The organism is Pseudarthrobacter ribosi, assembly GCF_055412865.1.
Window position 1 is genome coordinate 63,948 of sequence record NZ_JBVAYZ010000021.1, and the last position, 12,540, is coordinate 76,487.

General features: G+C 67.7%; 12 protein-coding genes and 1 tRNA gene. 3 read left to right on the forward strand and 10 right to left on the reverse strand.

From position 1 onward, the window contains the following. Positions 1 to 8: 8 nt before the first annotated feature. Positions 9 to 1,172 carry a trans-sulfuration enzyme family protein gene (locus tag ACZYZ5_RS17160; RefSeq protein WP_463903348.1) on the reverse strand — a complete coding sequence of 388 codons (1,164 nt, stop codon included), beginning with the start codon at positions 1,170 to 1,172 and terminating at the stop codon, positions 9 to 11. A 132-nt stretch (positions 1,173 to 1,304) separates the two neighbouring features. Here ACZYZ5_RS17160 and ACZYZ5_RS17165 point away from each other — a divergent pair, with 132 nt between their 5' ends. Beyond that, positions 1,305 to 1,811: an Lrp/AsnC family transcriptional regulator gene (locus ACZYZ5_RS17165; RefSeq protein WP_307460300.1), complete on the forward strand. Its 507-nt coding sequence runs from the start codon at positions 1,305 to 1,307 to the stop codon at positions 1,809 to 1,811. Positions 1,812 to 1,865: 54 nt separating this feature from the next. Here ACZYZ5_RS17165 and ACZYZ5_RS17170 read toward each other — a convergent pair whose 3' ends face one another. Then, on the reverse strand, positions 1,866 to 3,104 hold the full coding sequence (locus ACZYZ5_RS17170; RefSeq protein ID WP_463903362.1) for an MFS transporter: 1,239 nt from the start codon (positions 3,102 to 3,104) through the stop codon (positions 1,866 to 1,868). 174 nt (positions 3,105 to 3,278) lie between these two features. Here ACZYZ5_RS17170 and ACZYZ5_RS17175 point away from each other — a divergent pair, with 174 nt between their 5' ends. Beyond that, complete coding sequence (locus ACZYZ5_RS17175) at positions 3,279 to 3,767, forward strand: Lrp/AsnC family transcriptional regulator (protein ID WP_463903350.1); 489 nt, start codon at positions 3,279 to 3,281, stop codon at positions 3,765 to 3,767. A gap of 7 nt (positions 3,768 to 3,774) precedes the next feature. Next, on the forward strand, positions 3,775 to 4,770 hold the full coding sequence (corA, locus tag ACZYZ5_RS17180; protein WP_463903351.1) for a magnesium/cobalt transporter CorA: 996 nt from the start codon (positions 3,775 to 3,777) through the stop codon (positions 4,768 to 4,770). Positions 4,771 to 4,881: 111 nt separating this feature from the next. Here corA and ACZYZ5_RS17185 read toward each other — a convergent pair whose 3' ends face one another. The 8 genes from ACZYZ5_RS17185 to ACZYZ5_RS17220 all read right to left on the reverse strand — a co-directional run bounded on the left by ACZYZ5_RS17185 (position 4,882) and on the right by ACZYZ5_RS17220 (position 12,345). Then, entirely contained in the window at positions 4,882 to 5,196 is a 315-nt protein-coding gene (locus ACZYZ5_RS17185) for a hypothetical protein (RefSeq protein ID WP_463903353.1), read from the reverse strand. A 143-nt stretch (positions 5,197 to 5,339) separates the two neighbouring features. Then, complete coding sequence (locus tag ACZYZ5_RS17190; RefSeq protein ID WP_463903354.1) at positions 5,340 to 6,932, reverse strand: ABC-F family ATP-binding cassette domain-containing protein; 1,593 nt, start codon at positions 6,930 to 6,932, stop codon at positions 5,340 to 5,342. Positions 6,933 to 6,990: 58 nt separating this feature from the next. Beyond that, positions 6,991 to 8,094 (reverse strand): methyltransferase, encoded by a 1,104-nt coding sequence (locus ACZYZ5_RS17195; protein ID WP_463903355.1) that lies wholly within the window; start codon positions 8,092 to 8,094, stop codon positions 6,991 to 6,993. Positions 8,095 to 8,408: 314 nt separating this feature from the next. Continuing rightward, positions 8,409 to 8,876 (reverse strand): GatB/YqeY domain-containing protein, encoded by a 468-nt coding sequence (locus ACZYZ5_RS17200; protein ID WP_463903356.1) that lies wholly within the window; start codon positions 8,874 to 8,876, stop codon positions 8,409 to 8,411. Beyond that, positions 8,873 to 10,624: an ABC1 kinase family protein gene (locus ACZYZ5_RS17205; protein WP_463903357.1), complete on the reverse strand. Its 1,752-nt coding sequence runs from the start codon at positions 10,622 to 10,624 to the stop codon at positions 8,873 to 8,875. Before ACZYZ5_RS17205 ends, ACZYZ5_RS17200 begins: the two co-directional genes overlap by 4 nt. Positions 10,625 to 10,629: 5 nt before the next feature. After that, positions 10,630 to 11,172 carry a PadR family transcriptional regulator gene (locus tag ACZYZ5_RS17210; protein ID WP_463903364.1) on the reverse strand — a complete coding sequence of 181 codons (543 nt, stop codon included), beginning with the start codon at positions 11,170 to 11,172 and terminating at the stop codon, positions 10,630 to 10,632. A gap of 250 nt (positions 11,173 to 11,422) precedes the next feature. Then, positions 11,423 to 11,498: transfer RNA gene (locus tag ACZYZ5_RS17215), tRNA-Ala, on the reverse strand. 46 nt (positions 11,499 to 11,544) lie between these two features. After that, on the reverse strand, positions 11,545 to 12,345 hold the full coding sequence (locus ACZYZ5_RS17220) for an SDR family oxidoreductase (RefSeq protein ID WP_463903358.1): 801 nt from the start codon (positions 12,343 to 12,345) through the stop codon (positions 11,545 to 11,547). Positions 12,346 to 12,540: the final 195 nt, after the last annotated feature.

The window sequence follows — 12,540 nt, forward strand, 5'->3', positions numbered from 1 at the left end:
GGAGGGTGTCAGCGGGTAGCTTCGATCGCCTGCACGAGGTCGGCCACGATGTCGGACGGGTCCTCCAGGCCCACCGACACGCGCAGCAGGCTGGCATGCGGCTTGGCATCGGCGGCAACCGGCCGGTGGGTCAGCCCGGCCGGATGCTGGATCAGGGTGTCGATGCCGCCCAGCGAGACCGCATGCGTGATCATGCCGACGGCGGACGGGATCCGTTCGGCGTGCTCGGCGCTGCCCACCTCGAAGGCGAGCAGCGAGCCGGGACCGGACATTTGCGTTCCGATCAGCCCCTGCGGGTCGCACTCGGGCAGCCCCGGGTAGAAGACGCGCCGGACGAGCCCGTGCCCGGCCAGGGCGGCGGCGACCTTCTGCGCACCGGCCTGCTGCGCACGTACCCTGACCGGCAGCGTGGCCAGTCCGCGGTGGAGCAGGTAGGCAGGCCAGGGCGTAAGGATGCCGCCGGTGACGGCCCGGATCTGGCGCAGCCTGGTGGTCCATTCGGGAGCCGCCGCCACCACGCCGCCCATGGCATCGCCGTGTCCGCCGAGGAATTTGGTGGCGCTGTGCAGCACCATCGCGGCGCCGTGCAGGTACGGCCGCTGGAGGATGGGGCTGGCGAAGGTGTTGTCCACCAGAACCGGGACACCGTCCGCCGCGGCGGCCACGCGGGTGATGTCGACGAGCTCCAGGCTCGGGTTGGCGGGCGTCTCCAGGATCACCAGGCCGGTGTCCGGCCGGAGCGCGGCATGCACACCCTCCGGGGTAGTAAACGTGACGTCGTTGCCGAGCACTCCCGAGGCCAGCAGGTAGTCACTTCCGCCGTACAGCGGCCGCACCGCGACCACGTGCTTCTTTCCGGTGGCGACGACGGCGAGCAGGACGGCGCTGAGCGCCGCCATGCCGGTGGCGAAGGCCACGGCCTCCGGGGCGTTCTCGAGGACGGCGACGCCCTCCTCGAACCGCGCCACGGTGGGGTTCCAGAGCCGCTGGTAGACGGTGCTCTGGCCATCGACATGCGTGCCGCCGGTGGCCATGTGCTCGTAGGCGAGCCCGCCGTCGTGCACCGAGGGCAGGGGCGCCGTGGTGGACAAGTCGATCGGCACGGCGTGCACGCCCAGGTCAGTGAGTCCGTTGCGGCCGGCGTGGACGGCCAGCGAGTCTTGAGAAAGCACCTTGCTCCTTATGAATATTCACCGTTGAATTCCGCAAGTATCTGGCAATAATTCGGAGTTTTGTAGGGCCCGCGAATGGAAGTGTCGGAATGCGCCGTTTATGATGAACTGACAACCCATCAAGGAGGATCCGTGAGTAGCAGTGCGAAGAATCTTCGGCCGGGAGCGGGTGCCGGCGAGCCGCTGGACGCTATCGACGAGCGCCTGCTCGCGGCACTCGTGGCCGACGCCCGAATCTCCAATAAGCAGCTGGCCGAGCTGGTCGGAATCGCGCCGTCCACGGCCCTGATGCGCACCCGGGCACTCTCCGAGCGCGGCATCATCCAGGGCTTCGAGGCGAAGCTGAGCCTCTCCGCGATCGGCCGCTCCGTGCAGGCCCTCATCGCCGTCAGGCTCCGCGCCCACGACCGGGAACAGATCGACCGCTTCACGGCCCGGGTCCCGAAGCTCCCCGCCGTGCTCTCGACCTTCCACACCTCGGGCTCGGTGGACTATCTGCTGCACATCGCCGTCGCCACCACCGAGGACCTCCGCGACTGGGTGCTGGACAATCTGGCCACGGATCCCGTGGTGGGGCACACCGAGACCACCCTCGTGTTCGACCACATCCAGGGCAACCAGGGCCCGCTGCCCGACTAGCTCCCCGGCGCCGCTAAAGGAGTTCCGGCACCGCTTCAGCTCCGGCAGGGGCCGTCAGGCGCGGCGCAGCGCCGCGCGCAGCGTGATGGCGGCGAGGGTGATCCCGGCGATCGAGCAGAGCACCACAAAGCCGGCGACCGCCGTCTGCAGGCCGACGACGCCGGCGGCGAGCCCCAGCCCGATGACGGGAAAGGCGCTGCCGAGGTAGGTGATGACGTAGACCGTGCTGATGATCTGGGCGTGGCGGGAAGGTTCGACCTTCCCGGCCACATCGTTGAAGACGGTCCGGAAGGACACCCCCTGCCCCAGGCCCGCGGTGATGCTCGCGAGGATCAGCAGCCAGGGACTGTTCCAGGCGGCGGCCGCGGCGATCAGCAGCACCGACACGGCCAGCATGCCCAGTCCGATCGGCACCACGAAGCGTCCCCGCACCGCGAGGAGCTGGCTGAGCGCGGAGGACCCGAGCGTCAGTCCCGCCAGCAGGCCGATCAGCGGCCGCGAATCCGCGTGGACGATCTGGGCAAAATAGCTGGGCGCCAGGGAGAGGCAGAAGCCGAAGACGGTGAAGCTGAGGAACCCCACCGAGGACGCCAGCCAGAAGGCGCCGCGCGCCTCCCTGGACACCGACGGCCGGCGGGGCGCCAGGACGCGCAATGGCTGGGGACCCGCAACGGTCGTGATGGCCGGCCGGGCCTTCAGCAGGTACAGCGGGACCAGCAGCGTGGCCAGGACCAGGGAATGCAGGTAGTACGGCGTGGTCGTGGGCCCGGGCAGCAGCGAGAGCACTCCCCCGATGGCCGGGCCGGCCGCCACACCCCCGGCGGACGCCAGCAGCGTGAACCGCGAGGCCCACTCGGGACGGCTGGGCAGCAGCTCCCGCAGGGCCGCCGAACTGGCGCCGGTGGCGAGGGCCACCGCGATGCCCTGCAGCGCCCTGCCGACACACAGCGCGAACAGGCTGTCCGCCGCGGCAAAAACGGAGCCGCCGGCGAGGCCGACCAGCACCGCAAGGACCAGCGCGGCCCGGCGGCCGATGTGGTCAGACCAGTGGCCGGCCAGGATCAGGGTCGCCACCAGTGCCAGGACATAGGCGGAGAAGGCCACCGTGACGCCGAAGGCGGTGATGCCCAGTTTGCTTTGCAGCAGCGGGTACAGCGGCGTGGCCAGATTCGCGCCGACCAGCAGCGTAAAGATCACGACGCCGGCCATCACCAGCCGTGCCGTGGTCGAAGCATCCCAGCCCCAGCGGTCTGCCGTGGCGGGGCGCATGCGAAGTTCGCTGAAGACCGTCATGACCTTGCCCTTGCGTGGAAGCGGGCCGCGTGTTCCCCGTGGTGGGGGAATCGCCAGCCCGTACTGATTCGATACTCCCAGACTGGTGCACTGCTGCTCGGTGGAGCCAAATTCCATGCCAAAATTGATCAAAACAATCAAACAAGTACCGTCAAAGTAAACCGGAGTGACGATTTGAACAGTCTGGACCCCACCGACCTGAAAATCCTGCTGGAACTGATCCGGGACCCGCGGATCCAGATCGGCGACCTCAGCGAAAAACTGGGCATCGCCCGCAACACCGCGCAGTCCCGCGTCCGGCGCATGCAGCGGTCCGGATTGCTGCACGACGGCGGCCGCGAGATCGATCTGGAAGCGGTGGGCTACGATGTCGTCGCCTTCGTGACGATCGAGGTCAACCACCGGGAACTCGACGGTGTGGTGGGAGCCCTGCGCCTGATCGCGCAGGTCCTGGAGGTCCACGAGATCTCCGGACGCGGCGACGTGTGGTGCCGCGTGGTGGCCACCGACACCCACAATCTGCAGGCCGCCCTGCGCTCCATTCTGCGGGTCAAGGGAGTCATCCGGACCGAGACCGTCCTTGCCCTGCACACCCACATCCAGTACCGCACCGAACCGCTGATCAGCCGGCTGGCCCAGGGCAGCTCGCTGAAGACTGGATAATGAGCCCGTGACTATCATCGATAACGCCGTCTACGTTGACGGCGAGCGCAGCGCCGAGCCGCAGAGCCTCGAACAAACCTTTGATACCCTGAGCCGGAACGGCGGGATGGCGTGGATCGGCCTGTACCGCCCGACGGAGGACGAAATGGCCGCCGTCGCCGCGGAATTCGAGCTGCACAGCCTCGCCGTGGAAGACGCTATTTCCGCCCACCAGCGCCCCAAGCTCGAACGCTACGACGACATCCTCTTCACGGTGTTGCGGCCCGCGCGGTACCTCGACACGACGGAAACCGTGGAATTCGGCGAACTCCACGTGTTTACCGGGAAGAACTTCGTCGTCACCGTCCGGCACGCCGAAACCGGCGGGGTGGCACAGGTCCGGCGAAGGCTGGAGAAGCGCCCCGACCTCCTGTGCCACGGTCCGGAAGCTGTGCTCTATGCCCTGATGGACCAGGTGGTGGACGACTACGTGCCGGTCGTGGCGGGGCTGGAGAACGACATCGACGAGATCGAGGACCAGCTGTTCAGCGGCGATTCCACGGTCTCGCGCCGGATCTACGAACTGGCCCGCGAGGTCATCCAGTTCCAGCGCGCCATCCATCCGCTCCCGGCCATGATGCAACTGCTCCGGGGCGGCTTCGAGAAGTATGAGGTGAAACCCGAGCTCCAGCACAACCTCCGCGACGTCGAAGACCACGTGGAGCGGCTGATCTCCCGTGCTGATTCCTTCCGGGACCTGCTGCAGAACGCCCTCACGCTCGACGGCACGCTGACGGCCAACCGGCAGAACGAGGCCAGCGCCAAGCAGAACGAACAGGTCAAGAAGATCTCGTCCTGGGCGGCTATCTTCTTCGCCCCGTCCTTTGTCGCGGGCGTCTACGGCATGAACTTTGACCGGATGCCCGAACTGCAGTGGAGCTACGGCTACCCGATGGCCATCGGGCTGATGGCCGCCACCGCCGCCCTGATGTACGTCATCTTCAAGAAGAAGGGCTGGCTCTGACCGGCAGATCCGCTGGCGGAGCCGCGTCTAGTCTGGCGTCATGAGTGCACGGGGACCGGTCCCGGGACGTCGTGTACGCGACCGCGCCGCGGCGGTCAGCGGCACCGGTACTCAGCGGCGCCGCCGTGCCTGCGCGACCAGCCGGCTGAACGCCAGGACAAACACCGTCTCGATCAGCACCATCAGCCCGAGCAGCAGCCACTGGCTTTCGCCGATGAAGACGACGGCGCCGACCACCACCAGGATCGTTCCCAGGGTCAGGGCGTAGACGGCGAATCCGATGGCCACCTTCGCGCTGCGGACGCCCGTGCGGAAGCCGAAGCCCACGGGTTCACCCCCGGGGTAGCCCGCCACCCGGTCAGGTCCCGCCGGGTTGAGCCGGTCGAACTCCTCCCACGGGTCGCGGTCCTGGTCCTGTTCGGTCATGCTTCTATTATCCCGCGGACACGGCGGTCGAGCGGTCCCGGACAGCGTGCGGTCACACCATCTCGTTCGCGTCCTTCGCGGCCGGCCAGCGGCACTTGCCGGAGGGCTTGCGCTGCGCGCCGCGGGCCCGGGGCTGACCGCCCCTAGGCTGCGCGGACGTCGATTTCGCCCGGTTCGGCGCCGTCGGCGCCGAACACCAGATGGCGGTTGGCGATTTTTTCGCTGAAGAACCGGTCGTGGCTGACCACCACGACGGCGCCCGGGAAGTGCACCAGCGCGCGTTCCATGACCTGGGTGCTGGACATGTCCAAGTGGTTGGTCGGCTCATCCAGCAGCAGGACCGAGGCGCCGGACAGGAGGCACTGCGCCATCGCGACGCGCGCCTTCTGCCCGCCGGACAGGTTCCCGATCTTCTGCTTGAGGTCCGCCTCGGAGAACTGGAACATCGCCAGAAACCGGTTGACGGACTTTTTCGTGGCGCTGAACGCCAGGCTGTCCGGCAGCGCGTTGACCGCGTGCGAGACGGTGTCGGCGTCGTCGAGGTCCTCGAGCATCTGGTTGTAGGAGACGAAGCCCGGTCCCTTGGCCCAGGCCACCTCGCCGGAGTCGGCGCGCTCTTCGCCGGTCAGCACCTTCAGGAGCGTGGACTTGCCGCTGCCGTTGGAGCCGAGCACCACGATCCGGTGGCCGCGGCGGATCTCGAAGCTCAGCCCGTCGAACAGCACCTTCTCGCCGTAGGACTTGCCCAGTCCCTCGACCCGGCAGAGAACGTCCTTGACGTGCAGGCCGCCGTAGATCTCGGTAACAATCTGATCGACCGGGCGGGGTGTGCGGGACTTCTTGATCTTGGCCAGCTGGTTCCCCAGCCCGCTGCTGGCGGCCTTGGCGGCCTCGCGGCGGTCGGAGATCCCTTCGGATTCAAAGGCCAGGAGCTCGGATTCGTGCACGAACTGCTGCTCCAGGGACTTGAGGCGGAACTGTTTCTGCACCACGTATTCGCCGAAGTTGCCCGGGTATTCGTGCAGGTGGAAGTTCTCCACCTCGATGATCCGGGTAACGACTGCATCGAGGAATTTCCGGTCGTGCGAGACGATGATCGCGGCGCCCTTGAAGTCCCGGAACCAGCTTTCCAGCCATTCGACGCCGGCCACGTCCAGGAAGTTCGTGGGCTCGTCGAGCAGCAGCACGTCGGGGCCTTCGAGCAGGATCTTGGCCAGGGCCGCACGGTTGCGCCAGCCACCGGACAGCTCGTCGATCGCGCAGCTCCGGTGGGCCTCGTCGAAGCCCAGCGTGGTGAGGACTGTGTCGATGCGCCGCGGGTAGTCCCAGCCGTCGAGCCGTTCCATGTCCTCGAACAGCTCGGCCTGGCGGCTGATGAGGCGGTCGAGTTCGGCGTCGGCCGGTTCGGCGGCGATGGCGGCGTCAATAGCGGCCAGCTCGGCCTCAATCGCCTTGATCTCGGTAAACAGCGCATCGAGCACGTCAAGAATCGTGGCGTCCCCGTTGAGTTCGGAGAACTGTGAGAAGTAGCCCACCTTGGTGCCCAGTTCCAGGGTGACCGTGCCGGTATCCGGCGTCACCTGGTCGAGCACCAGTTTGAGGATGGTCGTCTTGCCGGAGCCGTTTTTGCCGATCAGGCCCACCCGGTCGCCCGTCTCGAGGCGGAAGAAGGCTTCCCGGAGAATCTGGGTGTTGTCGAAGCGCACGCTGACGTCTTGCAGCCGGATCAGGCTCATGGGTATTTCACTTTCGATTAAGGGTCTGAACGGCGGGGGCACACGGCGGAGCGCGGCACTAACGGGGCACGAGCCGCCACAGCGAGGTGACTTCGGCCGACCGGGCCTCGAACAAGGGATCGTTCCGGTCGGATGCCTTGGGGTGGGTTGGCTTGGTGTCGGACCGATCCAGCACCTTCAGCCCGGCGGCCTCGATGGCGCCCAGCAGGTCGTCGCGGGACCGCAGCCCCAGGTGCTCGGCCAGATCCGAGAGGACGAGCCACCCCTCACCGCCCGGCTCCAGATGGTCGGCGAGCTCGTTCAGGAAACGGAACAGCATCCGGCTGCCGGGGTCGTAGACGGCATTGTCCAGGGACGAGTGCGGCGTGGCCGGAATCCACGGCGGGTTGCACACGATAAGCGGCGCACGGCCGGCCGGGAACATGTCGGTCAGGACAGCCTCTGCGCTGGCCTGGACGTCCAGATTCCGGAAATTCTCGCCGGCGCAGGCAATCGCGCGGGGTTCGTTGTCCGTCGCCACGACGCGGTGGACGCCGCGGCGGGCGAGCACGGCAGCGAGCACGCCGGTGCCGGTGCCGACGTCGAACGCCAGCCTGTCGGAGGGCAGCGGAGCGGCGGCCACCAGGTCGACATACTCGCTGCGGGTCGGGAAGAACGTGCCGTAGTGCGGGTGGATGCGGCCCTGCAGGGCCTCGACGTGGACGCCGTTTTTTCGCCATTCGTGCGCGCCGATGGCCCCGACGAGTTCATGGAGCGACACCACGGACGGCTCGCGGATGTCCCCGTACGCCTCCTCGGCGGCCCGCCGGATGTCCGGGGCGCGCCGCAGCGGCACCGCCGGGCCGGGGTCAAGCGGAATCAGCAGCAGGCCTAGAATGCGTGCCCGGTGCGAGCGGGACTGGCGGTGCCGATAGAACTCATCGGCCGGGCTGGGAGCGGCCTTTTTCTTCCCGCCGCCCACCCGCCGGTCCAGGGCGTTGAGGATCTGCCGCGCATTGTGGAAGTCACCCTGCCAGAGCATCGCGGTGCCCTGGGACGCCATCCGGTTCGCCTCATCGGCGGTGAGGGAATCGGTGACCACTTCGACGCGGGCGGGCGCGGGCCTGCCGTTCGCCGACCGCCAGCGGGCGGTCCTGCTGTGGCCGCCCTCTGCCCAGGTCACGACGGCAGGCTCATCCACCGCGGCTGCCTGCGGGGGCGTTCGGGAGGGCGTCGGGATGGCCAAGGGTTGGTCCGGCACGGCGGTAGCGATAAGAGTTCCAATCCCAGAGTCCGACGGCGGATCGGAGACTGACGTATGCGGCGGGTTCCGCGAAGCCCTGGGATGCCGTCCAGGTCGGCGGACAGTGATCCGGTCAGGACCGCGCTCGATATTGGCGGATACTGCCAGGTGACGCACCTTCTCAGGATACAGGCGGGCGACGGTGGCCGTGCCCCAGCCGGCCCGGGCTGCAGGTTCCCGGGCCGGACGGACCGTCACTGCGCGATGCGGCTGCGAACGATCTCGCTGACGGCCTTGCCGTCGAAGCGTCCGGCGACTTTAGCGGTCACCGGCTTCATCACCGCGCCCAGCTGGCGCATGGTCAGTTCGGTGCCGTCGGCTGTGAGGTCTCCGATCACCTCGTCGACAATCGCCTCCACCTCGGCGGCCGTCAGTGCCTTCGGCAGGTAGGCCTCGATGATCTCGGCCTCGGCGATTTCCGCGGCAGCCCGTTCGGACTCCCCCGCCTCGGTGTAGATGCGGGCGGTGTCGCGGCGCTTGGCGGCTTCCTTCTGCAGCAGGGACGTCACCTGGGCGTCGTCCAGCACGATCGGGGTCTTGCCGGACTTCTCGCGGGTTTCGATTTCGCCCAGGACGTTGCGCACCGTGGTGAGTGCGAGCTTGTTTCGGTCCTTCATGTGGCCGACGACGTCGGCGTGCAGTCGTTCTTTCAGGGTGGTCATGATTCTCCTCGTCTCACTGGACAGGATATCGGGCTGTCAGAGGCCGCTGCCCCCGCCCACAGTCCGTGCACCAGCGGAACCACCGACGCGAGCATGAGGACGTTGCCGAGCACCGTGTCATCCGCTCGGGCTACAGAACCGGCAATGAGCAGGGCACCGAATATGAGAGCCGACGCCGACCGCTGCACCGTGCGGTCAAGTCGTCCCAGCTGCCGCTCAAGGCGCGGATTTGCCACCGCCAGTGAACCGTCCTCGAGCCGGGTTAGCAGCCCATCCAGACGTTTCGGCAGACCCAGCGCCATCCCGGCGGCATCGAGCGCCTGCTGGGCCACGTCCTGCACGATGTTGCCGCGCTCGTCGCGCAGCAGCTGCGCCGCGTAGGGTTCGACCGAGTCCCACAGATTGAACCGGGCGTCCAGCGAGCTGCACACACCCGACGTCAGCGACATCGCCCGGATGATGAGCAGGAAGTTCTCCGGCAGCTGGAACGGCAATGAGCGGACCACGTCACCGAACTCCACCGCAAATTCCCGGAACTCCCGCGGGTCCACCTCGCGTAGCTCGGCGAAGCCCATCCCGCCGAACCGGGCGAAAAGGTGCGTCATCGCCCGCTCAAGCTCCACCGTGTCGGCAGAGGGCACCAGCACACCCACGTTCCGGATGGCGGTCACCAGCCCCTCGCCGTCACGCGAAGCAGCCGCGATGAGCAGCTTCCGCAGCCCGCTGCGCGTGCTCGCCGGGACCGCGCCCATCATGCCGAAGTCGATGAAAGTCAGCTTCCAGGGGCGCTCCGCGGAGGGACCGGCAACCGGAGTGACAAAGATGTTGCCCGGGTGGGGATCGGCGTGGAAAAACCCGTTGCTGAACATCTGGTCGAACATGACCGAGGCGAAAACCGGGGCAACCTGCGCCGGATCGATGCCCGCCGCCAGCAGTGCTGCCGAGTCCGTGATCTTGATCGCCGTGACGTCTTCGAGCGTGAGCACGCGGCGGGTGCTCCGCTCCCAGACGACCTCGGGCACGCCCACCCGGCCGTCTTCGGCAAAGTCAACCGCGAACCGCTCCGAATTCGTCGCCTCATGCAGGTAGTCGATCTCCTCCATGCTGGTCTGTGCAAACTCCTCGACCAGGGCGGGCATGTCGGCACGAGCCGACACCAGGCGAACCCGGCTGAGCCAGCCGCCGACCTTGCGCAGTGCCGCCAGGTCGACGGCGACAATGGCGTCGATGCCCGGCCGCTGCACTTTCAGCACAACACTCTCAAGCCCGGTGTCGGCGGCGTCGCCCGGGCGAAGCCTCGCCCGGTGCGCCTGCCCGAGGGACGCTGCTGCGATCGGTGTCTCGTCGACCGAGGCGAACAGCTGCTCCAGCGGCGCGCCCAGCTCAGCTTCGGCGAGGGTGCGGATCGCAGCGAAGGACACCGGGGGCACCTCATCCTGCAGCCCCTCAAGTTCCTTGGTGATCTCGGGCGGCAGCACGTCGAGCCGGGAGGACAGGAACTGACCGACTTTGATCATGAGTCCGCCGAGGTCCACCGCCAGGACATGGAAGCGCTGCGCGAAGCGCAGCATCCTCTGCCCCCTGGTGCGCTCGGCAATCCGGACCAGGCCAAGGCGAGGGAGGAGCAGCTCAAACCACCAGGTCACGGCGAGATGCCATGCGGCGAAGCGCAGGATGCGGCGGTACCGGGCACGGTAGGACCCTCCGCGGGGTAGCGGATCTGCGCGGTCCCGGCGAACCGACGTCACCCCCGTCAGCCCTGGGCGAGGATCGCGTACAGCCGGCGACGCGCGTCGTCGAGCACCGCCACGGCCTCCTGCACCTGCTCCGGCGTGCCGGTGCGGCCCACCTGGGACGCGGCCTGTGCGAGCTCGACACCCGCCTTGGGAAGCGCCGCGAACCCCGTGCCCGACGCCGGTGCCGTCGAGTCCCAGGGCGCTGACGCATCGGCACCCGCTACGGCCCCCCGGCCGGCTTCAGTCAGGGAGTAGATCTTGCGGCCGTTGGATTCCTCGGCTCGGATAAGGCCCTCGTCGGCCAGCAGTTGGAGCGTGGGATAGACGGAGCCCGCACTGGGCTTCCAGCTGCCACCGCTGCGCTCCTCGATTTCGCGAATAATCTGGTAGCCGTGCATCGGCCGCTCGGCAAGCAGCGCCAGCACGGCCGAGCGCACCTCGCCCCGCCCCGCACGGGAACCCGAGCGCTTCTCGAATCTCGAACGCAACTCCTCAACGGCCTGCCACATGCTGTCGGCATTGTTGCCGCGGAATCCGCCTGCCGGGTATGAATTGCGCATCATGCTCTCCTCTGGAAGATCGCGAACGATATACAACGATAGTCAACGATACATCCGAAATTCATGAAACGACGAGCGGCGCCGGCCCACTCAAGAGTCCGAAAACCGGCGCTTCGCAGTCAGTCATGGGAGGTTTGCGGGATCCGGGGGGTCGCTGTCCGCCGTCGGCGAGGAAGCATCTGAGCTGAGCTGGTCGCTGGATCGACTACATGAGGGCCTGGAAGTAGAAGTAGCAGCACACCCCTACTAATGGTGGAGCTAAGGAGATTCGAACTCCTGACCTCTTCGATGCGAACGAAGCGCTCTACCAACTGAGCTATAGCCCCGAAGCAACGCCGGTCCCGAAGGAACGGCGTTGCCGGTATCCCTAGGCTACAAACTATCCGCGCTCTTTGCCAGCCAGCCGCTGAAAGTCTCACCGGCGTGGCGTTCCTCCGGCGCCAGGTTCAGCCCGGCGCGCAGGTATTTGCCCATCGCCCCGGGCAGCGGCAGGTGCACCGGCCGTGCACGGGAGCCGGTGGCGGCCTTCCATTGCCGGGCAAACTCCCCCATCCCGTGAATCTCGGGGCCGCCGATGGTCCTGACGGTGTGCCGCCGTCCCGTGGCGGGTTCCAGGGCCTCCCCGAGCAGGGCGGCCGCGACATCGGCGGGTGCAATGGGCTGGAAACGGGCGCCGGTGACCACGGGGATGATCCGCAGTTTCGAGCCGGCGGCGAAAGTGGCCGCGAGGAGGGAATGGAACTGCGTCGCGCGGAACGCGACGGTCTCGACCCCGGACCGCTCGTAGACCAGCTCCTTGGCTGCCTTTGACTTGTAGTAGCCGAAGCTGCTCTGGTCGCAATTGACGATGGACAGCAGCACGGCCCTGGCGACGCCGGCGTCCTGGGCGGCGGCGAGCAGCCGGGCGCCGCCGTCGGCGAAGTCTTTCAGCGCCTTCCCGGACCGTCCTTCCAGGCAGTCGATCACGACGTCGGCCCCGGCCAGCGCCGCGGCGAGCCCCGCGCCGGTGGTCACATCGGCCGGAAAGTAGTCCGCGCCGGCGGTCCGGGCCGGGTCCCCGGCGGGAGGCGGATTCCGGGAGAGGACCGCCACCCCGAACGCGGCCGCGACGGCCTGCCGCACCACCTCACGGCCCACCTGGCCGGTTCCCCCGGCAACGCAAATTCGAGTCATGCCCTGAGGCTACCGCGCCCGCCCGGTTCTTCGCGCAGCGGACCGGCGGCCACGTGCTCCGCCGGGCACCAAAAAGCCCCGGGCGGCCGTTGTGAACTGCTCCCCGAAAGTTGGACTGAGAAATCAGTTCTGACTTTTGGGGAGCAGTTTTATGCGGGAGAGCAGTTCGTTGTCCAGGGCGCAGCGGGAGGCCGC